At 64.0% G+C, this 20516-nt stretch carries 19 protein-coding genes; 9 read left to right on the forward strand and 10 right to left on the reverse strand.

Annotated elements, in window-relative coordinates; genetic code table 11:
* The first annotated feature begins 112 nt into the window (after positions 1 to 112).
* Together JQN66_RS14360 and JQN66_RS14365 are read left to right on the forward strand one after the other, a co-directional pair.
* Positions 113 to 973 (forward strand): fumarylacetoacetate hydrolase family protein, encoded by an 861-nt coding sequence (locus JQN66_RS14360; RefSeq protein WP_204675631.1) that lies wholly within the window; start codon positions 113 to 115, stop codon positions 971 to 973.
* Positions 974 to 1396: 423 nt separating this feature from the next.
* Positions 1397 to 2905 (forward strand): alanine/glycine:cation symporter family protein, encoded by a 1509-nt coding sequence (locus JQN66_RS14365; RefSeq protein WP_204675632.1) that lies wholly within the window; start codon positions 1397 to 1399, stop codon positions 2903 to 2905.
* Between the two features lie 166 nt (positions 2906 to 3071).
* On the opposite strand, the gene JQN66_RS14370 is transcribed toward JQN66_RS14365, so the two are convergent.
* Complete coding sequence (locus JQN66_RS14370; RefSeq protein ID WP_204675633.1) at positions 3072 to 3917, reverse strand: HpcH/HpaI aldolase/citrate lyase family protein; 846 nt, start codon at positions 3915 to 3917, stop codon at positions 3072 to 3074.
* Positions 3918 to 4042: 125 nt separating this feature from the next.
* On the opposite strand from JQN66_RS14370, the gene JQN66_RS14375 reads away from it, so the two are divergent.
* Complete coding sequence (locus tag JQN66_RS14375; RefSeq protein ID WP_204675634.1) at positions 4043 to 5608, forward strand: amino acid permease; 1566 nt, start codon at positions 4043 to 4045, stop codon at positions 5606 to 5608.
* A 307-nt stretch (positions 5609 to 5915) separates the two neighbouring features.
* Positions 5916 to 6683, forward strand: coding sequence for a 2-keto-4-pentenoate hydratase (locus tag JQN66_RS14380; protein WP_204675635.1), 768 nt, complete (start codon positions 5916 to 5918; stop codon positions 6681 to 6683).
* Between the two features lie 155 nt (positions 6684 to 6838).
* Here JQN66_RS14380 and JQN66_RS14385 read toward each other — a convergent pair whose 3' ends face one another.
* The 3 genes from JQN66_RS14385 to JQN66_RS14395 form a co-directional block, all read right to left on the reverse strand.
* Positions 6839 to 7267 (reverse strand): DUF4262 domain-containing protein, encoded by a 429-nt coding sequence (locus tag JQN66_RS14385; RefSeq protein ID WP_204675636.1) that lies wholly within the window; start codon positions 7265 to 7267, stop codon positions 6839 to 6841.
* Positions 7243 to 7728, reverse strand: coding sequence for a hypothetical protein (locus JQN66_RS14390; protein WP_204675637.1), 486 nt, complete (start codon positions 7726 to 7728; stop codon positions 7243 to 7245). Before JQN66_RS14390 ends, JQN66_RS14385 begins: the two co-directional genes overlap by 25 nt.
* Positions 7729 to 7959: 231 nt before the next feature.
* Positions 7960 to 9141, reverse strand: a complete 1182-nt coding sequence (locus tag JQN66_RS14395; protein ID WP_204675638.1) for an NAD(P)-dependent malic enzyme — start codon at positions 9139 to 9141, stop codon at positions 7960 to 7962.
* A 381-nt stretch (positions 9142 to 9522) separates the two neighbouring features.
* On the opposite strand from JQN66_RS14395, the gene JQN66_RS14400 reads away from it, so the two are divergent.
* The 3 genes from JQN66_RS14400 (at position 9523) to JQN66_RS14410 (ending at position 12364) form a co-directional block, all read left to right on the forward strand.
* On the forward strand, positions 9523 to 9921 hold the full coding sequence (locus JQN66_RS14400; RefSeq protein ID WP_204675639.1) for a helix-turn-helix domain-containing protein: 399 nt from the start codon (positions 9523 to 9525) through the stop codon (positions 9919 to 9921).
* A 155-nt stretch (positions 9922 to 10076) separates the two neighbouring features.
* Positions 10077 to 11318: an aminotransferase-like domain-containing protein gene (locus tag JQN66_RS14405; protein WP_204675640.1), complete on the forward strand. Its 1242-nt coding sequence runs from the start codon at positions 10077 to 10079 to the stop codon at positions 11316 to 11318.
* A gap of 113 nt (positions 11319 to 11431) precedes the next feature.
* The gene (locus tag JQN66_RS14410; protein ID WP_204675641.1) at positions 11432 to 12364 is read left to right on the forward strand and encodes a dioxygenase family protein; all 933 of its coding nucleotides are present in this window, start codon (positions 11432 to 11434) and stop codon (positions 12362 to 12364) included.
* A 132-nt stretch (positions 12365 to 12496) separates the two neighbouring features.
* On the opposite strand, the gene JQN66_RS14415 is transcribed toward JQN66_RS14410, so the two are convergent.
* Genes JQN66_RS14415 through JQN66_RS14430 form a run of 4 tightly spaced genes read right to left on the reverse strand, consistent with a single transcriptional unit; the run spans position 12497 to position 16493 of the window.
* Positions 12497 to 12940: a hotdog fold thioesterase gene (locus tag JQN66_RS14415; RefSeq protein ID WP_229777257.1), complete on the reverse strand. Its 444-nt coding sequence runs from the start codon at positions 12938 to 12940 to the stop codon at positions 12497 to 12499.
* A gap of 41 nt (positions 12941 to 12981) precedes the next feature.
* Positions 12982 to 13752: an IclR family transcriptional regulator domain-containing protein gene (locus tag JQN66_RS14420; protein WP_204675642.1), complete on the reverse strand. Its 771-nt coding sequence runs from the start codon at positions 13750 to 13752 to the stop codon at positions 12982 to 12984.
* Positions 13753 to 13770: 18 nt separating this feature from the next.
* Positions 13771 to 15621 carry a bifunctional sugar phosphate isomerase/epimerase/4-hydroxyphenylpyruvate dioxygenase family protein gene (locus JQN66_RS14425; protein WP_204675643.1) on the reverse strand — a complete coding sequence of 617 codons (1851 nt, stop codon included), beginning with the start codon at positions 15619 to 15621 and terminating at the stop codon, positions 13771 to 13773.
* On the reverse strand, positions 15621 to 16493 hold the full coding sequence (locus tag JQN66_RS14430; protein WP_204675644.1) for a shikimate dehydrogenase: 873 nt from the start codon (positions 16491 to 16493) through the stop codon (positions 15621 to 15623). The genes JQN66_RS14425 and JQN66_RS14430 overlap by 1 nt, the downstream gene beginning before the upstream one ends.
* Before the next feature lie 158 nt (positions 16494 to 16651).
* Here JQN66_RS14430 and JQN66_RS14435 point away from each other — a divergent pair, with 158 nt between their 5' ends.
* The gene (locus JQN66_RS14435; protein ID WP_204675645.1) at positions 16652 to 17989 is read left to right on the forward strand and encodes an MFS transporter; all 1338 of its coding nucleotides are present in this window, start codon (positions 16652 to 16654) and stop codon (positions 17987 to 17989) included.
* An 87-nt stretch (positions 17990 to 18076) separates the two neighbouring features.
* Here the strand turns inward: JQN66_RS14435 and JQN66_RS14440 are convergent, their stop codons facing one another.
* Positions 18077 to 18979, reverse strand: a complete 903-nt coding sequence (locus JQN66_RS14440) for a LysR substrate-binding domain-containing protein (protein WP_239464029.1) — start codon at positions 18977 to 18979, stop codon at positions 18077 to 18079.
* A gap of 92 nt (positions 18980 to 19071) precedes the next feature.
* On the opposite strand from JQN66_RS14440, the gene JQN66_RS14445 reads away from it, so the two are divergent.
* Positions 19072 to 20103: a YeiH family protein gene (locus JQN66_RS14445; protein ID WP_204675647.1), complete on the forward strand. Its 1032-nt coding sequence runs from the start codon at positions 19072 to 19074 to the stop codon at positions 20101 to 20103.
* 8 nt (positions 20104 to 20111) lie between these two features.
* On the opposite strand, the gene JQN66_RS14450 is transcribed toward JQN66_RS14445, so the two are convergent.
* Positions 20112 to 20516 carry a VOC family protein gene (locus JQN66_RS14450; protein ID WP_204675648.1) on the reverse strand — a complete coding sequence of 135 codons (405 nt, stop codon included), beginning with the start codon at positions 20514 to 20516 and terminating at the stop codon, positions 20112 to 20114.

Genomic DNA, 20516 nt, shown 5'->3' on the forward strand with positions numbered 1-20516 from the left:
GTTGGGATTCTCCTATCCAGCATTTGACTAGGTTGTATTTAATGAGACCTATCTTGATTGGAATATCTGATTTTCGGGTGCGCTGTCGCGTGAAATGTAGTTCGATAGGTACATGAAACTAGCTACCCTGCGCCTGGCCAGCGACCCCGGCCATACGACCGCAGCAGTCATCGAGGACGACCGGGTGTACTACCTGGAAAATCTGGATACTGTGCAGCGCTTCCTGCGCTTGAACGATGCCACCCAGCAGGAAGTCCTGGCCCGAGCGCTGGTCGGTGATTCGATCGCCGAGGGCGAGGCCGTCTATGCCCCGGTCATCCCCAACCCCAGCAAGGTGTACTGCATCGGGCTCAATTACAAGGCGCACGCTGCGGAGGTAGGCAAGGAGCTCCCTGAGTACCCGTCCGTCTTCGCCAAGTTCGCTTCCACCCTGTGCGGCGCGAATGACGATATCGAGGTGCCGCCCGAAGACCACCGCCTGGACTACGAGGCGGAGCTGGCGATCATCATCGGCAAGTCCGGCCGCCGCATCTCCGTCGAGCAGGCCGCGGAGCACATTGCGGGATACGCGGTCAGCAGCGATGTCTCCTTGCGCGGCTACCAGGGCCGGACCTCGGAATGGCTCCAGGGGAAGGTCTGGGACAAAACCACGCCGCTGGGCCCGTGGCTGGTCACAGCGGACGAGCTCAAGCCCGACGCACGGATCACCAGCGTCGTCAACGGCGAAACCGTCCAGGACAGCACCATCGATGACCTGATCTTCTCCGCCGCAGACCTGGTTGCCTACCTGTCGACCATGAACGAGCTTCAGCCCGGCGACGTTATTCTCACCGGCACCCCTGCGGGCGTTGCCCTGGGCCGCCGCAATGAGCACAACCGCCACCCATGGCTCAAGGCCGGAGACGTTCTGGAGACCAGCATCGAGGGTCTGGGCACGTCCCGGGTAACTTTCAAGTCAGCCAACCCGGCATAGGGCGCTGCACGGACATATTCGCTCCCGCACTCATCACGCCGAGTGCGGGAGCGAAAACGTCCCCGGCGAAGAATTTTCGACATAAACCCGCCAATTCCTGCCGTTCATCGAAAATTCCCCCGCACACGGCGCAAACTACTGGATCGGAATTTTCTGCACTGGGATCCTATTCCCGCCGCAGAAGAATCGGAATCAGGGTAAATTCAGCCCTCCGGCACGTCAATAATTCGGTTGAATTCCCCGAATTTCCGCCGTTGCCACCGCCGGTCAGACCGCCACCTGACAAGGTCTGTCGCTGGCGAACACCGGCCTAAATTACCATTTGTGACATCCGTCTCAGCTTCCTATAAAGTGTGTCACAGCAACAAATCCGTCTACATCAACGGACTGCACACTCTTCACTCGCACGAAGGAACTTTTTCTATGGATGCCTTGGCCACCACACTCGGTGACATCTCCTCGGTAATTTGGGGCCCGTTTGTCCTCATCCCGCTTTTGCTGGGTACCGGCTTATACCTGACCATCCGCCTTGGCGGTCTGCAGTTCATCAAGTTAGCTGCGTCCCTGCGCCTCGGCCTGCTCAAGCGCAAGGACCCTGGCGCTGAAGGCGACATCTCGCAGTTCCAGGCGCTCACCACGGCGCTGGCTGCAACCGTCGGTACCGGCAACATCGTTGGCGTCGCCACGGCCATCGGCATCGGCGGTCCCGGCGCCCTGTTCTGGATGTGGGTTACCGGTCTGCTCGGCATGGCCTCGAAGTACTCGGAAGCATTCCTCGGCGTCCGCTACCGCGGTACCGATACTGCCGGCGAGAAGTCCGGCGGCCCCCAGTACTACCTGGAACGCGGTATCAAGGGCCCACTGGGCAAGTTCCTGGCACTGTTCTTCGCCATTGCCGCGACCTTGGCCTGCTTCGGCATCGGCAACATGACGCAGGGCAACTCGATTGCCGCCAACATGGAGAACTCCTTCAATGTGGCACCGTGGGTGACCGGTCTCGTATTGACCGTGCTGGCCATGGCCGTGCTGGTCGGCGGCATCAAGTCCATCGGTAAGGTCACCGCTGGATTCGTTCCGGTCATGATCATCTTCTACGTGGCCGCAGCGCTGTACATCCTGATCGCCAACGTGGCAGATATCCCTGCCGCCTTCGCACAGATCTTCACCGATGCCTTCACCGGAACCTCGGCAGTCGGCGGCTTCGCCGGATCGGCAATTATCATCGCCGTGCAGTTTGGTGTGGCCCGAGGTATCTTCTCGAACGAGTCGGGCATGGGCTCGGCCGCTATCGCGGCAGCCGCAGCACAGACCACCCACCCGGTTCGCCAGGGCCTGGTCTCCATGACCCAGACCTTCATCGACACCATCATCGTGGTGACCTGCACCGGCCTGGTGATCATCACCACCGGCGCCTGGAATCTGATCGATCCGAAAACCGGCGAGCAGCTCTCCGCTGCCCTGATGACCGGCCAGGCATTCACCTACGGCTTGCCGGGCCAATGGGGTCACTGGATCGTCACCCTCGGATTGGTCATGTTCGCCTTCTCCACCATCTTGGGCTGGTCGTACTACGGTGAGCGCAACATCGAGCGCCTCATCGGCCGCGGCGCGGTCATGCCGTTCCGCGTGGTCTTCTCGCTGATCGTGTTCGTTGGCTGCACCACCGAGCTGACCGCAGTCTGGAACTTCTCCGACATGATGAACGGCCTGATGGCCCTGCCGAACTTGATCGGCTTGCTGATCATGTCCGGCCTGATTGCCCGCGAAACCAAGTGGTACCTGAAGAACGACCCGAAGCTGGAAGCCGATAAGGCCCAGATCGAGGACTTCATGGCAGGCCGCAAGGGCTGGGCCGAATGGAAGGCCGGCGACGTCATCGGCTCCTCGCACAAGCGTGGTGGCGAAGTCCAGGAACCGGATCCGATTCGCTAGTCCAGTTCACCTAGGCAAAAGCAGTGCCCTCCAGATCCGCGGATCTGGAGGGCACTGCTTTTGCCTTTCGATGCCCACCACGGGCGAAGCCGGTGCGCCGCAGGGTAAAAAGCATCCCGCCCGGTATGCCACCGGACGGGATGCGAATCATGAATCGTGGTGAAACCTAGGCGTTCCACAAGCCGTAGGAATCGGCCAGATCTGCGATCTTCTGGGCGCGAGCCAGACGCGGCAGGTAGGACCCATCGCCCACCGAAGCTCCGGCGGCGTGGGCTTCGAGCAGCTCCATGGCCCATGACAACTCGTCTTCGCTCGGGGCCAGCCCTGCATTGATGCCGTCGACGTGGTCACGCGACAACGACAGCTTTCCGGTCATGCCCATCGATGCGGTCACCAGGGTTTCCTCGGTGACCTTCGCGCCGTCCGCGCCGGCAGGCGGCGGGCCGTCAATGGCACCGGGCAGCTTGCCCACGCGGGATGCCACAACGAGTTTGCCGCGGGCGTAGGCCAACGCCAGTGGGTCGTCGGAGACGCCGGTGTCCTTGCGGAAGTCGTTCACGCCGAAGGCCAGGCGGAAGGTGCCGGGGGCTGAAGCGATGGCAGTGGCATTTTCGATGCCTACGGCGGATTCGATCAGCGCCAGCACCGGGGTGCCAGCACGCAGTCGCATTGCCGTGTAGGTGACCTGCTCGGGCTTTTCCGTCATGGCGAGCATGACGCCGCGCAGCCCCGGGGTTGCCGACAGTGCCGCCAAGTCATCCGACCAGTAGTCGGTATCGATGCCGTTCACGCGAACCCAAGCGGTCATGCCGTTGGACAGCGCGTGGACCACCTTGTCGCGGGCTTCCGCCTTCTTGTCATCAGGCACCGCAGCTTCCATGTCGAAGATGACTGAGTCCGCTTCCGAGGCCAGGGCCGGGCCAAAATCTTCGTCCTTGGCCGCATTCACCAATAGCCAGGATCGGGACAACTTTGCCGGGAGAGCCGCTGCTCGACGATTTCGAAATGCCATGCTCCAAGACTACTCATTGACCCTTGATCGGTACTAATGAGCTCGAACACAATTAACTCTATTCCCACCTCTTCAATTGCATCCTGCGCGGAAATTCGACTATTGAACGAGATTCGAATGCTGTAATGTCACTCACTGGGCTCGTCCGAGCTCGCACCAGTACGATCGGCGCCCCTCGGGGCGATGCACGAAAGGGGCACAACGTGGCGCACGAATCCACGGATACTGCCAGCGAAAACGGACCGGAGCTCCAACGAGCCCTGTCCAATCGACATATCCAGTTGCTTGCCATCGGCGGCGCCATCGGCACCGGCCTGTTTATGGGCTCGGGCAAGACCATCTCGGTCGCCGGCCCGTCGGTCATCCTCGTCTACATGGTCATCGGCTTCATGCTGTACTTCGTCATGCGGGCCATGGGCGAGCTGCTGCTCAGCCGCAGCAGCTACCGCAACTTCTCCGACTTCGCCGGAGACATCCTCGGCCCCTGGGCCGCGTTCTTCACCGGCTGGACCTATTGGTTCTGCTGGATCGTTACCAGCGTGGCCGACGTGATCGTGATTGCCTCGGTCTACGTGACCTTCTGGCTGCCGCTGATCCCGACCTGGATTCCGGCGCTGGTTGTCATCGCGGCACTGATTGCGCTGAATCTGCCTTCGGTGCGCGGCTTCGGTGAAACCGAATTCTGGTTCGCCCTGATCAAGATCGCGGCCATCGTGCTGCTGATCGTGATCGGCCTGGTCATGGTGTTCACCGGCTTTGAGCACGACGGCGCCCGGGCTTCGTTCCTGAACCTGTTCAACGTCGGCGGGGGCTTCTTCGGCGGTGGGCTCATGGGCTTCATCATGGGCTTCCAGATCGCCGTCTTCGCCTTCGTGGGCATCGAACTGGTGGGCACCGCGGCAGCGGAAACCAAGAACCCCGAGCATAATTTGCCCCGGGCGGTCAATGCCATTCCCGTCCGCGTGCTGTTGTTCTATGTCGGCTCGCTCGCGGTGTTGATGTCCGTAGTTCCCTGGGACCGATTCGATGCGGATAATTCCCCGTTCGTGATGCTGTTCTCCCTAGCCGGTCTGGGCGCCGCCGCACATATCGTGAACATGGTTGTGCTGACCTCGGCCATGTCCTCGGCGAATTCAGGCATCTATTCAACCTCCCGCATGGTTTTCGGCCTGTCCACCGACGGCAATGCTCCCAAGGCGTTCTCCAAGCTGACCCGCCGCCAGGTGCCGCGCAATGCTTTGTTCCTCTCCGGTGTGGTGCTGCTCAGCGCCATCGTCCTTTTGGTTTTCGGACTGGGAGAGTCCAAGGGTTTCACTATTGTCACCACGATTTCCTCGTTGTGCTTCATCTTTGTCTGGAGCATCATCCTGATCAGTTACATCGTCTATCGCAGGCGCCGTCCGCAGGCCCACGACGAGTCGATCTTCAAGGTCCCCGGCGGTACGTTCATGCCGTGGGTGGTGCTGGCGTTCTTCGTCTTTCTCTTGTGGGCCTTCACCCAGGATCCTGACACCCTGTTGGGCATGTACGCCACCCCGATTTGGTTTGCGCTGGTTGGCCTGGGCTACCTGTTGCTGCGCAAGAATCCGAAGCACCAGCAGCTGCGCCGGGACCACGAGGAGCGCATCGCGCAGGAAAAGCGCGAAGCCGCCGCCTATCTGGCTGCCGCGGGCTCACGCAAGGTGCGCTAGGCACACGTTCATATACAGCCTGAAGGGCCGTCGGGAACCATGGTTCCCGACGGTCCTTCTCGCTTCTTCACCATCAGACGATTCCCGGCAAGGCCATTAGCCGCTCGACGAAATATGACAAGTTTTCGTGTAATGAAATTTATTTTCCACTATGCGATTCGCCATGATCTTATTAGAGCTCGGAAAATCCCGACGAAGACGCCTCGCCGGACCCGTAAACCCAACGGTCGCCATAGTGCCCCGACGAATGATTCGACAGCCCGCCAACGGACCTGGACGCGAATTTTTCGTACTACCGAAGGAAGATATGGAAGCGTCAAACGTTCATGCCGTCGCCCGCAGCCTGCGCCACGCAATGCGCCACGGTACGCCACGGGCAAGTGCCGGGATAGAACCCCTGGATCTCGGCCTCGCCTTCGAAATCGCCGCCCTGGGCCGCGAACTTGCACTAGCCGAGGGAGAACGGCTCGCGGGCTACAAGATCGGCTTGACCGCCGCACCCGTCCGCGCTTCGTACAATTACGACACCCCGGTCCACGGATATCTCTTGGAAAGCACGCTGGCACCCTCCGGTGGTTTCATCGATACACGACAGCTCAGCAACCCGATGGCGGAAGCGGAAATCGCGTTCATCATCGGGTCACCGCTTGATGACCCCGACGCCTCAATCCAGGACGTCATCACGGCCACCGAATCCGTGGCACCGGCGTTGGAAATCATCGACAGCCGCTGGAGCGGCGGTGCGGCAAGCCTGCCGATGCTCATTGCCGACAACACGAATGCGTCCGCAGCCGTGGTAGGTAAACCGGTCGGGCTGCCTGCCGATATCGCCGACGCGACAAGCCTGCTTACCGTCGGCGAGGCAAAGCACCCTGGCTCCACCGATTCCGTTCTGGGTAACCCGCTCGAATCCGTGGCATGGCTGGCCCGCCATCTTGCATCCCAAGGTTCGGGGCTGAAACCGGGTGATATCGTGCTCAGCGGTTCCATGAATGTGCCGGTTCCGCTGGGAGTCGCGGCCATGGCTGCCGCCCAGATCACCGGGCTGGGCACCGTGCACGCCGCATTCCGCTGATCCGATGCGACAGTCCGGCCAGCGCTGCGCCGGCAAGCGTGGCGCCCGGCCGGACACACGGTGCCGTATCGCATCGGCCCGTGGGTTTGCTCGGCGGCTTCGACTTCTCCCAAGAGCCTCACACGATCTGGGCCTTGACGGGGTCCGCGAGCAAGTCAGTTCTTCCGCGCGGCCAGCACGCTGTACGGAACAGTTTCCCCGACGAAGCTGATCTCCAGCAGCCGGGTCCGCTGCGCGTATCGCGAGTATGCGGCCGGAATCAGGAGGTGGAGAGGGCCGGAGACCGCGCTGAAGAACAGGATCCGTCTGTCTTTCCAGTTGGCGGTGTGCCCCTGCCCGAACTTCTCACCGCGTGTCAGCACGCTTTCGGAAAATCCGTTGAGCATCTGCAGCGTGTCTTCCGGCCCCATGCCCCGGACCAGAAACTCTGGATGACCGATCTTGGTCAGCCCGACCGTGTAGCCGTAGGCTTCGCTGACGGCAGCAGATTCGACGTAGACGATGGATCTGCCGTATTCCTGGATGTGGCGATTCGTTTTGGCATTAACCTGTTTCCGGGTCATTCCGTCGCACAGGTCGCACATGTCGTTTCCCCTTCTTGCTCAGCGGCCGAAACGCAGCTGGAAGGTGCGCCGGCGAAGTTCTTCTTTGGACGGACACCGAACACCTGCACGTCTTCCGCGTCGAGCAGTTCGTCGTAGACGCGCAGTCCGGCCAAAGGGTCCGTGAGGTCGATGACTTCCAGCGAAGGGTAGAACGCCGTGGATGTGACACCCTCCTTGAAGGCCTTGGCATGGCAGAGCACCTGCTCAATCAGGTGGAGCAGGAAACAGCGAGCCGAATCTTCGCAGGTTGCGAAGACGGCGAGTTCCGGATGCCCATAGCCCGTGAGTCCGAGTGAGAATGCGGCGAAGATCTGGCGATCATCCGGTATGAACACCAGCACGGCGAATCCCACATCGTCGAGTTCCCTTTCGATCCTGTGCATGAAATCTTCTTCGGGCGTGCTGCTCAGGAAGCTGAAGTTCCCGCCAAGCGTTTTCATGAAGTGTCCTCCCTGGGTAGTGAACCGAGATAATCCCAGTGTTCGCACCAGTCGGAAGGAAAGGCTCTGCTACCCGCGAAGTGTGGACAACTGCTGCGGCCGGCTCCGCTAGTTCCAGATAAGCTCGCTGGCAACAGAAATCGCCGCCCCGAATCAATTGATTCGGAACGGCGATTTCCTGTGGCGGCAGCTCTCCAACTGCCGCCTATGAGCTCCCTCGCAAGGGAATCTTTAGAGTGCGTTCGAGGCCTTGGCCGCGGCGCCAACCGCTGCGGCAACTGCCGGCATCACCCGGTCATCCAGTGCCGACGGAATGATGTAGTCGGCTGTCAGGTCATCGCCGGTCAGTTCGGCGATCGCGTGGGCTGCGGCGACCTTCATTTCCTCGGTGATCTTCTTCGCACCCGAATCCAGCGCACCGCGGAAGATGCCTGGGAAGGCGAGCACGTTGTTGATCTGGTTCGGGAAGTCGCTGCGTCCGGTGGCGACCACTGCCGCGTACTTGGCGGCGACATCCGGCATGACCTCCGGGGTCGGGTTGGACAGGGCGAAGATGATTGCGTCCTTGTTCATCTTGGCCAGCGCTTCCTCCGGGAAGGTCGAGGAGGACAGCCCGACAACGACGTCGGCCCCGTCCAGCGCCTCGGCCAGTCCGCCCATCACGTCGTCGCGGTTGGTGCGAGCGGCCAGATCGGCCTTGAACTGGTTCAGATCGTTGCGCTCGCGGTGGATGGTGCCGCGCGAGTCGAGCACGATGACGTCGGCAACGCCGGCCGACAGCAGCAGGTTGGTCACGGCCACACCAGCCGAACCGGCACCCGAAACGACGACCTTCAAGGAGCTGATGTCACGCTTGACCTGGCGCGCTGCGCCGATCAGTGCCGCCAGCACAACCACGGCGGTGCCGTGCTGGTCATCATGCATGACCGGAACGTCGAGTTCCTCGATCAGTCGGCGCTCGATCTCGAAGCAGCGCGGTGCGGAGATATCTTCCAGGTTCACCGCACCGAAGCTCGGCTGCAGGCGGACGATGGTGTCGACGATTTCGTCGACGTCCTTGGTGTTCAGCACCAGTGGGATCGAATCCAGGCCGCCGAATTCCTTGAACAGCGCGCATTTGCCTTCCATGACCGGAAGCGACGCTGCGGCGCCGATGTCGCCCAGGCCCAGCACAGCGGTGCCGTCGGAGACCACGGCGACCAGTCGGGAGGCCCAGGTGTGGGTGGCGTGCTTGGTTGGATCATCGGCAATGGCCTGGGATACCTTGGCGACACCCGGGGTGTAGGCGATGGACAGATCGCGCTTGGAAGCCAGCGGCATCTTGGACTGGACGGTCAGCTTGCCGCCGAGGTGGGAGTCGAAGATTTCGGCATCGGTGATGGTGGACAGGTCTTTAGTGGATTCAACAGACATTGAATAGCTCTACTTTCAAGAAAGTTCTGAATGACGAAAACGCAGTACCCACGAAACTTGTGGAATAGCGTAGGAACGCGCATGACCATTCATCCGACCGCAATAGATCTTGAGGCTGCTCAGTTAAGGCAGGTATCAAGCATCCATGTACACAGTTCCCCGAGCGGAGCAGCCTGGTAAGGCGAAGCATTCCCTCACGGTGTGCCGGATGATGGTTGGTCAGTACTTTCTTTAGACCTACAATTTCCACCATACGGTAACCGCTGGTCGTGGGACAACCCCCGTTCGTCGCATCACCGTCATAAAGTTTCATAATCGGTCACTGGACGGACTCGGTCGCCAACGGTGCGGAGGGCGCAATTCTCAGGCAAAATGAGACACATGGCAACTCCGACTTCCGCGCTGGGCAAGGTTCGCACCTTCGAGGCACTTGACGAAAAAACTACCGAACACCTCCGCCGCGCGCTGGCTGAATCCGGCGATACCACCATCTTCGTCAACGGCACCGCATTGCAGATCCCGAAGGATGCGCACGATGCGCTGATTGAGGTGCTCTCCCGCTTCGCCGCCGGCGACTCGGTCACCATCGGCACGGCAGAACTGCTGCTGAACACCTCCCAGGCGGCCCAGATGGCGGGGATCTCCAACAGCTATTTGCGCAAGCTCGCGGACTCCGGGATCATTCCGGTGGAGTACCGCGGCACGCATCGCCGCATCCGCCCCAGCGCCATTCAGGCGTGGCTGGACTCCCGGGAGAACCCGTCACCCAAAGGGGACTAGCAGGGAAATCACGGTTTTCGACGCCTGGGATCTTGCCAAGCACCTGTTTTCCTGTTGGAATACCAAAGTATTCTATTTGAAAACTTTTCTGCGCCACTGAAAGTCGCAGGTGCCGTAGTCCCGCTACCGCGGGGCGGGCGGATCCAGGAGGACCCATGTCAACCGATCAGCGTTCCATCCAGGAAGTGCAGGAAGCACTCTTTTCCCAGCGTGCCGCGGGCATCAAGCAGTCGGCAGTCCGCGACGTGTTCGAGCTGTCTCTGGATCCCTCGCTGGTTTCGCTAGCCGGTGGAAACCCCTATCTGCAGCTGCTGCCGCTTCAGAAGGTCGGCGAGCTGGCCCGGCGCATCATCGTCGAGCAGGGACCTGTGGCGTTGCAGTACGGCTCCGGGCTGGGAACCCCCGAGCTGCGCGCGCAGATCATCGAGGTGATGGCCGCGGAAGGCATCACGAACGTGGGCATCGAGGACGTAGTGGTCACCAACGGTTCCCAGTCCGCCCAAGACATGGCCTGCAAGGTCTTCTGCGACCCGGGCGACACCGTCCTGTGCGAGGATCCCACCTATGTCGGCGCGCTGAACACCTTCGAGGCCTATCAGGTCCTTGCCCGGCCGGTGGGCACTGACGAGAACGGGTTGATCCCCGACGCGCTGCGCGCCCGCATCCGCGAACTGCGGGCCGCCGGCGAGCGCATCAAGTTCCTCTACACCATTCCGAATTTCAATAACCCCTCGGGCATCACGCTGGCCGCCGAACGCCGCGGTGAAATCGTCGAGATCTGCCGCGAGGCCGGAATCCTGATCCTCGAGGACAACCCGTACGGCATGCTGCGCTACGAGGGCGACCCGGCTCCGACGCTGCGCAGCCTGGACCCGCAGAACGTCATCTACATGGGCTCCTTCTCCAAGATCTTCGCCCCGGGCCTGCGCATCGGCTGGGCGGCGGTGCCCACCAACCTGTTCCGCCGTTTCTACCTGGCCGGCGAGGCGGTGGCGCTGTGCCCGCCGACGCTGAACCAGATGATCATCAGCGCCTATCTGGAAGAGCACGACTGGAAGGGCCAGATCACCAAGTACAACAACCTGTACCGTTCACGCCGCGACGCGATGCTCGCGGCGCTGGCGCAACACCTGCCGGCAGGAATCACCCACACGCATCCGGAGGGCGGCTTCTTCATCTGGCTGACGCTGCCCGAGGGCATCGACACCTACGCGCTGCTGCAGCAGGGCGTGAAGGCCGGGGTCATCTTCATTCCCGGGGCGGCGTTCAGCCCCTCCGGCGAGGCCAGCAACAAGCTGCGCCTGGCGTTCTGCTCGGTGGACGAGGAAACCATCGCGGAGGGCGTGCGCCGGCTCTGCCTGCTGCTGGAGCAGGCCATCGCCTCCAACGGGAGCTAGCCGCAAGCCCTTCTCAGAAAACCCACAGTGCCTCCTGTGGTGGGCCATGATCCGCGTGTCTACGGTAGTGAACATAGCAATCACCCCATTTCACCTGGCTCAAGGAGCGCGCTATGAATCCCCCACCACGCTGGTTCGGACACCGACTACTGCCGCGGCCCGATGAAGATCTTGAGGACCAGGGGCTGCCCTTCGACGTCGGCACCTTGATCGAGCGACGCAAGGTCTTGGCGGGGATGGGAGTGGGCACGCTCGCGTTCGCCCTGGCCGCTTGTTCCCCCGCCGGCACCCAGGGCGCCCCCTCGTCGTCCACCGCTGCGGAGATCCCGGTCGAGACCGCCGGCCCGTACCCGGGTGACGGGTCCAACGGGCCGGATGTGCTGGAGCAAAGCGGCATCGTCCGCAGCGACATCCGCTCCAGCTTCGGCACCAGCACGACAACGGCCGAGGGCATCCCGATGACCCTGGAGCTGAAGATCGTGGACATTGCCAACAACGGGCGGCCTTTCGAGGGTGTGGCAGTGTACGTGTGGCACTGCGACCAGTCCGGGGAATACTCCATGTACTCCAGCGGCCTGGAAGATGAGAACTACCTGCGCGGGGTCCAGGTGGCCGGCGCCGACGGCCTGGTGCGCTACACCAGCATCTTCCCTGCATGCTATGCCGGGCGCTGGCCGCACATCCACTTCGAGGCGTATCCGGATACCGCTTCGATAACCGACCACACCACTGCGATCGCCACCTCGCAGGTCGCCTTGCCGCAGGAGGCCTGCGCCGCGGCGTACGCCGCCACCGGCTACGAGCAGTCGGTGAAGAATCTGCAGGGGGTGAGCCTGTCCTCGGACAATGTCTTCGGCGATGATTCGGGGGCCGCTCAGCTGGCGACCGTCACCGGGGACGCCAGCGCCGGCTACACTGTCAGCCTCACGGTCAATGTGGATACGAACACCGAGGCTACCGGTGGCGGGACCCCGGGCCGCGGAAACGCCCCGGGAGGCATGCCATCCGACCACGCGCCGGCTGCTTCGGCACCGGCCGGATCGTAGCGGCCGAGGGCCGCACTGACGCGGGGTGCAGCGGCACGGTGGGCCCACCCAAATCACCGGCGCTGTCCTGCGCGGCAGTTGGGCCGTGCAGGGCCCCGTCGAGCACCCGGGTGGGCAGCTAGTCGCGCGTGCCTAGCGGCGGTTGGGGATCGTGCGCGAACGCCCGCGCATGTGGATCAGGTGCGTGGTGCTGCCGTCCTCGTTGTCGCGGGTGACCTCGATGTCGAACAGCCCGCTGCGCCCGGCATGGCCCACCAGCGTGCCGGTGGCGGTGATGGCGTCGCCGGAGAATCCCGGATTCATGAAGTTCACGTCCACACCCGAGGCCACGGTGACGGTGCTCCCGTCGCCGTGGGGGTCGTTGCAGGCCAGGGCGAAGGCGACGTCCGCGAAGGCGACGATCATCCCGCCCTGCGCGATGCCGTAGCCGTTGAGCATGTCGTCGCGCAGCCGCATCCGAATCACCACGTCGCCGTAGTCGGCGCGCAGCACCTCGACTCCCAGCCACCTAGCCGACTTGTCGTTGACGAAGGCGGGGTGCTCATGCGGCGCCATGGCCTGTTTTTCCGTGTCCATGCAGGACAGCCTACGCCGTGGCGGCGCAACGCGGCGGCGTATTAAGCCAGCCGGCCGCCGAAGTCGTCGGCGATGTCCTGCGCGGCCCGGCGCAGGCGCGGCACCAGCTGCTCGGTGATGCTCTGCCGGTCGGCGCGGCCGCGCTGCACGGAGATGTTCAGCGCGCCCAGCAGCTGGTCTCCCCGGTACACCGGCACGGCCAGCCCGCGCAGGCCCTCGTCCAGCTCCTGGTTCACCAGCGACCAGCCCTGTTCCTTCACCCGGGCCAGCTCGGCCCGCAGGTCCTCCAGGCTCGCCACGGTGTGCTCGGTATAGCGCTGCAGGTCGATCTGCGCCAGGAAGGCCTCCTGTTCCGCGCCGCCCAGCTCCGCGATCAGCACGCGGCCCATGGAGGTCACCCAGGCCGGCAGCCGGTTGCCGATGGACACGTTCATCGAATACAGCCGCGGCGAGGAGACCCGCTCGATGTACAGGATGTCCTGGCCTTCCAGCACGCACAGCGCGGCGCTTTCCCCCAGCTCCCGGGCCAGGGATTCCAGGTGCAGGGTGGCGGCCTTGGGCAGCGTCATCCCGGAGAGATAGGAGGCGCCCAGGTCCAGCACGCGCGGGGTCAGGCGGAAGTTCGCGCCATTGGCTTCCAGGTAGCCGAGGTCGGTCAGGGTCAGCAGGAAGCGCCGCGCGGAGGCCCGGGTCTGTTCGGTGGCGGCGGCGACCTGGCTGACGGTCATCTCGGGATTTCCGCCGTTGAAGGCGAGCAGGACGGCCAGGGTCTTCTCCGTGGATTTAACAAAGTAGTCCGGCCGCTGCGTCACAGTCGATTCTCCCCGTGGCTAGTGTCTGTTCCAGCGGTTGCGTTCGAATTGCGCCGCCAGCCGGATCGGGGCATTGGGCGCCCCGTACCCATCGTAACCATCGCGGCGCTCAACTACTTCAAAGAACATGTTTCCAATGGTCTCGGTGTAGAAATGCAGGAACTGGCCGTGCTCGTCCCTGTCGTAGAGCAGGTTCAACTCCTGGAGCGTATCCAGCAGCTGGGCGTCCAGGTCGAAGCGCGCGGCGAGGTCCTCGTAGTAGTTGGCCGGGATGTGCAGGAATTCCATGCCGCTGGCCACCGCGTTGCGGGCCAGGGCGATGATGTCCGAAGTGCGCACCGCAATGTGCTCGGGGTATTCGTGGTTCCGGTCGATGGCCTCCTCCAGCCCGTGCGGCACGATGTTCAGCGCCAGCCGGACCGCGCAGTCCCCGGTGGCCAGCACCTGGGAGCGGACCAGCCCCATGGGGCTGGGCACCTCGGTGCCCGGCAGCGCCTGAAGGTTCAGCACGCTGGTGTAGAAGAGCACCGACTCGTCGAAGGAATGCCAGGGCTGGGCGAGGTTCAGGTGGTCGATGCATTCGATCAGCTCGGGGAAATGTTCCGGGGCGCCGGCCTCCTGCACCCCGAATTCCGCCTCCCAGCCGCTGCCGCGCCCTGCGGGGGCGAAGAAGACCTCCGTGTTGTCCGGGGCGTTGAACCCGGGCAGGTCCGCTTCGTTGCGCAGGTGCTGGCGCGGGACCGGGCAGGCCAGCAGCCGCAGCGCGCGCTCGCCGGCGACACCGGGGTCCGGGACCTGCACCCCGAAGCCGGACACCGCGGCGGTGACCCCGCGGCTGCGCTGAGCGTTGATGATGATCCTGGCCCCTCCGGCGCTGAACAGCTGCACCGGCTTGCGGCGATGCTGGCCGCGGAACTCGAAGCCCAGCTGGGCCAGCAGCCGCGCCACCGGCTCGGGATCCTCGGTGCGGATTTCGGTGAAGTCGAAGCCGCGGGGCGGCTGCCCGCCGGGCAGCGCCTGCAGGTCGAGCCCGGAGCCGATGCCCTGCGCATCGAGCAGCGCGGCGGTTTGGGACTGCAGCAGGTTCAGCGAGCGCAGCCCGTCCACCGCGGTGCGTTCGACATTCGACTGGCGGAAGACGTCGTTGAAGATCTCCAGGGAAATGATGCCGGCGTAGCCCGAGCGGGCAATGGCGCCGAGGAACCGATCCAGCTTGAAACCTCCCTGCCCCGGGAACACCCGGTAGTGCCGCGACCAGGACAGGATGTCCATGGACAGCACCGGGGCGTCGGCCAGCTGCACGAAGAAGATCTTCTCCCCCGGGATCTGCGCGATCGCCTCGGGGTCGTCCCCGCGCGAGAGGATGTGGAAGCTGTCCAGGCAGATGCCCACGTTCTCCCGATCCACCCGGCGGGCGATGTCCCAGGAATGCTGGTAGGTGTCAACGTATTTGCCCCAGGCCAGCGTCTCGTAGGCGATGCGGATCCCGTATCCGGCGGCCAGGTCCGCGAGCTGGCGGATCTGGGAGACGAACAGCTCGTCGTCGTTGATCGTGGCGGTGCCGACATTGGAGCACAGCAGCATGAGGTCCATGCCCAGGCGCGCCATGAGCTTGAACTTCGCCTCCGCGCGGTGCAGATTCGCCTGCAGCAGCTCGGGATCCACGCCTTCGAAATCCCGGAAGGGCTGGAACAGGTCCAAGGTGAGCCCCAGTCGCGCGGCCAGCGCCCGGACCTCCTCCGGGGACATCGGGCTGACCAGAAGGTCCTGCTCGAAGATCTCGATGCCGTCGAATCCGGCCTTGGCGCAGGCGAGCATCTTTTCCTCCAGGGTTCCCGAGAGGCACACGGTGGCGATGGAAGTGCGCATTACAGTCCCGCCTCCAGCATCTCCAGCAGGTGCGCGCGCATGCGCGCGGCATCGGGCTTGATGCCGGTGAAGATCTCGAAGGCGTCCACTGCCTGGCCCACCGCCATGTGCCCGCCGTCCAGCACCCGGCAGCCGCGGGCCCGGGCGGCGCGGATCAATTCGGTGTCGACCGGACGGTAGATGCAGTCAGCCACCCAGTGGCGGGATTCAAGCCCCTCCAGTTCCAGCGGCAGGCCGGGGTGGTGGTGCATGCCGATGGGGGTGGCGTTCAGCAGCCCGTCCACGGAGGGCAGCAGCCCGGGCACCTGTTCCGGGGAGGCTGCGGTGATCTCGGCGTGCGGGAAGAGCCGGTTCAGCTCCCCGGCCCGCTGCCCGGCGCGCTGCGCGTCCGGGTCCACCAGGAAGAGCTGCTCGGTCCCCGAAGCCAGCAGCGCGTAGGCCACCGCGGACCCGGCGCCGCCGGCTCCCAGCTGCAGGACCTGTTGCTGGTTGGCTCCGGACAGCCCTTCGGCGAAGCCGCGGCCGAATCCTGAGGCGTCGGTGTTGTAGCCGTGGAACTTTCCCTCGCGGATGACCACGGTGTTCACCGCGCCGATGTCCCGGGCATTCTCCGAGATCTCGTCCAGGTGCTCCAGGACCAGCTGCTTGCACGGGTGGGTGATGTTGAAGGCATTGAAACCAAGCTGCGCTCCGGCCTTTAATAGAGCTCCGACATCGCTGCCCGGGCGCCCCAGCACGGCGAGGTCGATCGGACGGTACAGGTAGCGCAGGCCTTGCGCATCGGCCTCCCGCTCATGCATCCCGGGAGTCAGCGACGGCATGACCCCGTCGCCGATCAAACCCACCAAATAGGATTCGGCAGTTGTACTCATCGCAGGTCCTCGCCTTCAGTCATCGACGCAACAGATATTGCTTCGTCTGTGATTTGCATCTACTCTAAACCAATGAACACATTCCGAACAAGTGGTCGCATAGCGAACATTTTATGGAATGGGGCCAGAACATCGCCACACACCAAGGGAGTAACCCGATGACCACGACACCCAAGCCGTCGGCATCTGAAGAACACGGAAGCGGACAGCGCACGCCGGTCAAGGCCGCGCTGGCCAGCTTCATGGGCAGCGCCGTCGAATACTACGACTTCTTCATCTTCGGCTCCGCCGCAGCCCTGATCTTCCCGCACATCTTCTTCCCCGACGCCGGCGCCAACGCCGCGGTCATGTCCCTGGCGACCTTCGGTTTCGCCTACATCGCCCGCCCCATCGGCGCGATCATCTTGGGCCACTTCGGCGACCGGATCGGACGCCAGAAGGTCTTGATGTTCACCCTGGTGCTCATGGGCGCCTCGACCTTCGCCATCGGCTGCCTGCCCACCTTCGACCAGGTCGGCTGGCTGGCCCCGATCCTGCTGGTGGTCGCCCGCCTGATGCAGGGCCTGTCCGCCGCGGGTGAGCAGGCCGGCGCCTCCTCGATGTCCCTGGAGCACGCCCCGGATCACCGGCGCAGCTTCTTCACTTCCTGGACCCTGACCGGCACCCAGGGCGGCCAGAGCCTGGCGGCCTTGATCTTCATTCCGGTAGTGGCACTGCCGGACGAGATCAAGTTCGGCATCGGCTGGCGCATCCCGTTCTGGCTGTCGGCCGTGGTTGTGGTGGTGACCTTCTTCATCCGCCGTTCGCTGCACGAGACCCCGGAATTCGAGAAAGCCAAGAAGAACAACGAGCTCGCCAAGCTGCCGCTGGCCGTGCTGCTGCGCTTCCACTGGAAGGACGTGCTGCGCGTGGTGCTGTGCGCATTCATCGCGGCGGTGTCCACCGTGTACGGAACCCTGGCCATTTCCTACGGCAAGACCATCGGCAACATGGACGAGTCCATCACCCTGTGGCTGGTGGTGGCGGGCAATATCGGCGCACTGTTCACCCAGCCGTTCTTCGGCATGCTGGCCGACCGGATCGGCCGCAAGCCGGTCTTCATCTACGGGGCTCTGGCTTCCGCGGCGGTCATGCCCTTCTACCTGCGCTCCATGGAAACCAGCAACACGCTGCTACAGTTCGGGCTCTCGCTGCTGGTCTTCTCCTGCGCCTACGCCGCGGCCAACGCCGTGTGGCCGAGCTTCTACGCCGAGATGTTCTCTTCCCAGGTACGCTTCTCCGGCCTGGCCATCGGCACCCAGCTGGGCTTCCTGATGGCGGGCTTCGCCCCGTCCATCGTGGCCGCCCTGGGCGGGCTGCAGCCCGGAGGCTGGGTCCAGATCAGCCTGTTCACCGCGGCCATCGCGCTGATCGCCTCGGTCTCGGCGCTGACCGCGCGGGAAACCTACCGCGTCCCGACCAGCCAGCTGGGACACCGCGTGGTGAAGGCTTCGTAACGAAATTCCCTGCGTGCCTGGCCGGGCCTGAAATCATTTGCCCCGATTTCAGGCCCGGCCATCACGTTTAAACCATGAACCTTTGATCTAGGAAGCGGAGTCCGCGGCGATCTCCAGCAGCGCCTGTTCGGCGGCTCCAGGCACGTGGTCCACCGACCAGATCGCCCGCAGCTCGCGGACCAGGGCCGGGCCGTCGAAGGGGATCTCCACCAGCGTCCCGAGCTTCAATTGGCTTTCCACGGCCAGCTGGCTGAGCACCGCCGGCCCCATGCCGGCAGCGGCGCACTGGCAGATGGTGGCGTTGCTATTGAACTCGGCCAGGGGCTTGGGCCGGTCGGCATGGGAAATGTAGTCGAGGAAGGCGCGGGTTCCGGAGCCCGCTTCGCGCTCGATCAGTGCTGTGCTCTGCAGTTCCTGGAGGGTCAGCGCCTGGCCGCGCTGCGCCCAGGGGTGGTCCGGCGCGGTGACAACCAGCATTTCATCGCTGTAGACCTGCTGGCTCCTGAGTCCCATGGGGATGTGCGGCGTCTCGACGAACCCGAATTCCAGCTCGCCGTCCCGGACGCTGCGGATCACGTCCTGCGAGTTCATGATCCGCATCCGCGGCTTCACCGACGGCATCTTGCGATGCAGCGCGCCGATCCAGCTGGGCGCCAGGTACTCCGCCACGGTCATGCTGGCCGCAAAGTCCAGTTCGCTTTGGCCCGGATCCGCCAGCGACCGCGCGTCGGCGGCGAAGGTCTGCAGGCATTCAAGCACTTCGCGGGCCCACTGGACCGTGAGCACACCCTCGGCGGTGAGCGTCGACCCGGTGGTCTTGCGGTCCACCAGCTGGTAGCCGAGCCGGCGTTCAAGGGTTTTCAGGGCGCGCGAGGCATTCGGCTGGGCGATGCCCGCAGCCCGGGCCCCGGCGCTGAGGCTGCCGTGGTCGGCGATGCCGACCAGCAGCGACAGCGAGGAGAACTGGATCCAGTGCGCAATGCTGTTCAATGATGACGGGTCCTGATCCATATCAAGAGCATATGCCTCTCATAGCCGAGGGACGAATACCGCCGAAACCGTGACGGGAGAAGACTGAAAACATGCAACCCACAGATCAGATCCAGACACCTTCCCCGTCATCGGCTCCCCCGTCGCTACGCACCGCACTGCCCGGCGTAGCGGTCTGCCTGCTGGCCGGGGCGCTGTGCATGCTCATCAGCCGATTCTTCGACGGAGTCAGCGCACTGCTGCTGGCCATCGTGCTCGGAGCCCTGTGGCGGAACATCGTTCCGGTCCCCGCGGCCCTGGAACCGGGCATCGCGGTGTCGGGCAAGAAGCTGCTGCGGCTGGGCATCGTCCTGCTCGGGCTGCAGCTGTCGCTGGGCACGATCCTGGGCCTGGGCCCCGGAGTGCTGCTGGTGGTTTTCCTATCGGTGGGAGTGACCTTTTTCGCCACCTTGTGGATCGGCTCGCGGATGGGCCTGGACCTGCCCCAGCGGATGCTGATCGCAGCCGGCTTCTCCATTTGCGGCGCCGCCGCGGTGGCCGGGGCGGAAAATGTTGTGCGGGCCAAGCAAAACCAGGTGGCCACCGCCGTCGGACTAGTAGTGCTCTTCGGAACCCTCATGATCCCCGCCATGCCCGCCCTCGGCGCCCTGATGGGAATGGATGAGCGCAGCATCGGCATGCTGGTGGGAGCCTCGACCCATGAGGTCGCCCAGGTGGTCGCTGCCGGCGGCTCGGTCGGTGCTGCGGCCCTCGAAGTAGCAGTGACCGTCAAGCTTGCCCGCGTCGTGCTGCTGGCGCCGGTCATCGCTGGCGTGGGCATGTTCATGCGCCGCCGCCACGCGGTGTCCGAAGGCAAGAACCCTCCCTTGGTGCCCCTGTTCGTCCTCGGGTTCATCGCGGCAATGCTCCTGCGCACCACCGGAACGGTTCCGGGGTGGGCCTTGGATGGCGTGCAACTGCTGCAGACCCTGATGCTGTCGGCCGCCATGTTCGCGTTGGGGCTCGGAGTCCACCTGCGCAGCATCGTGAAATCCGGAGGCAAGTCGCTGCTCCTGGGCCTGCTGGCCACGGTGGTCATCATCATCGTGACCGTGGTCGGAACCCTCGTCTTCCCGCCGCAGTAGTCCCCCGCTCAGTCCGCGGGGTGCTCGTATCCGATCAGCCAGGTCAGCCCGAAGCGGTCGAGGACCTGCCCGTCGGTAGCGCCCCACGGCTTGGCGGCCAGCGGGTCAACCACCTGTCCCCCGTCGGCCAGCGCCTCGAACCACCCGTGCAGCACGGGTGGTTCCGCCGCGCCCAGCAAGGAGAGCATGGCACCCTGGATCTGCACCGGGTTCTCGCCCGGCGCCGCATCGGCCGCACCCAGCGTCACTTCCCCGCTGAGCATTCCATGGGCAATCGCCGTCGGCGGCCCGTCGCTCCGGTTGAACTCCGCATAGGAATACAGGGCCAGCTCGCCGCCGAAGACCCCTGCATAGAAGTTCAAGGCATCCCGTGCCGTTCCGGGGAAAAGGACATAGAGCTGGGGACCCTTCAT

It is taken from the genome of Glutamicibacter protophormiae (assembly GCF_016894325.1).
Lineage (GTDB): Bacteria > Actinomycetota > Actinomycetes > Actinomycetales > Micrococcaceae > Glutamicibacter > Glutamicibacter protophormiae.

Excerpts from the sequence above, each read along its gene's own strand:
- JQN66_RS14360 (WP_204675631.1), top strand. The coding sequence starts at position 113 with ATGAAACTAGCTACCCTGCGCCTGGCCAGCGACCCCGGCCATACGACC.
- JQN66_RS14365 (WP_204675632.1), top strand. The coding sequence starts at position 1,397 with ATGGATGCCTTGGCCACCACACTCGGTGACATCTCCTCGGTAATTTGG.
- JQN66_RS14370 (WP_204675633.1), bottom strand. The coding sequence starts at position 3,917 with ATGGCATTTCGAAATCGTCGAGCAGCGGCTCTCCCGGCAAAGTTGTCC.
- JQN66_RS14375 (WP_204675634.1), top strand. The coding sequence starts at position 4,043 with ATGTCACTCACTGGGCTCGTCCGAGCTCGCACCAGTACGATCGGCGCC.
- JQN66_RS14380 (WP_204675635.1), top strand. The coding sequence starts at position 5,916 with ATGGAAGCGTCAAACGTTCATGCCGTCGCCCGCAGCCTGCGCCACGCA.
- JQN66_RS14385 (WP_204675636.1), bottom strand. The coding sequence starts at position 7,267 with ATGTGCGACCTGTGCGACGGAATGACCCGGAAACAGGTTAATGCCAAA.
- JQN66_RS14390 (WP_204675637.1), bottom strand. The coding sequence starts at position 7,728 with ATGAAAACGCTTGGCGGGAACTTCAGCTTCCTGAGCAGCACGCCCGAA.
- JQN66_RS14395 (WP_204675638.1), bottom strand. The coding sequence starts at position 9,141 with ATGTCTGTTGAATCCACTAAAGACCTGTCCACCATCACCGATGCCGAA.
- JQN66_RS14400 (WP_204675639.1), top strand. The coding sequence starts at position 9,523 with ATGGCAACTCCGACTTCCGCGCTGGGCAAGGTTCGCACCTTCGAGGCA.
- JQN66_RS14405 (WP_204675640.1), top strand. The coding sequence starts at position 10,077 with ATGTCAACCGATCAGCGTTCCATCCAGGAAGTGCAGGAAGCACTCTTT.
- JQN66_RS14410 (WP_204675641.1), top strand. The coding sequence starts at position 11,432 with ATGAATCCCCCACCACGCTGGTTCGGACACCGACTACTGCCGCGGCCC.
- JQN66_RS14415 (WP_229777257.1), bottom strand. The coding sequence starts at position 12,940 with ATGGACACGGAAAAACAGGCCATGGCGCCGCATGAGCACCCCGCCTTC.
- JQN66_RS14425 (WP_204675643.1), bottom strand. The coding sequence starts at position 15,621 with ATGCGCACTTCCATCGCCACCGTGTGCCTCTCGGGAACCCTGGAGGAA.
- JQN66_RS14430 (WP_204675644.1), bottom strand. The coding sequence starts at position 16,493 with ATGAGTACAACTGCCGAATCCTATTTGGTGGGTTTGATCGGCGACGGG.
- JQN66_RS14435 (WP_204675645.1), top strand. The coding sequence starts at position 16,652 with ATGACCACGACACCCAAGCCGTCGGCATCTGAAGAACACGGAAGCGGA.
- JQN66_RS14445 (WP_204675647.1), top strand. The coding sequence starts at position 19,072 with ATGCAACCCACAGATCAGATCCAGACACCTTCCCCGTCATCGGCTCCC.
- JQN66_RS14450 (WP_204675648.1), bottom strand. The coding sequence starts at position 20,516 with ATGAAGGGTCCCCAGCTCTATGTCCTTTTCCCCGGAACGGCACGGGAT.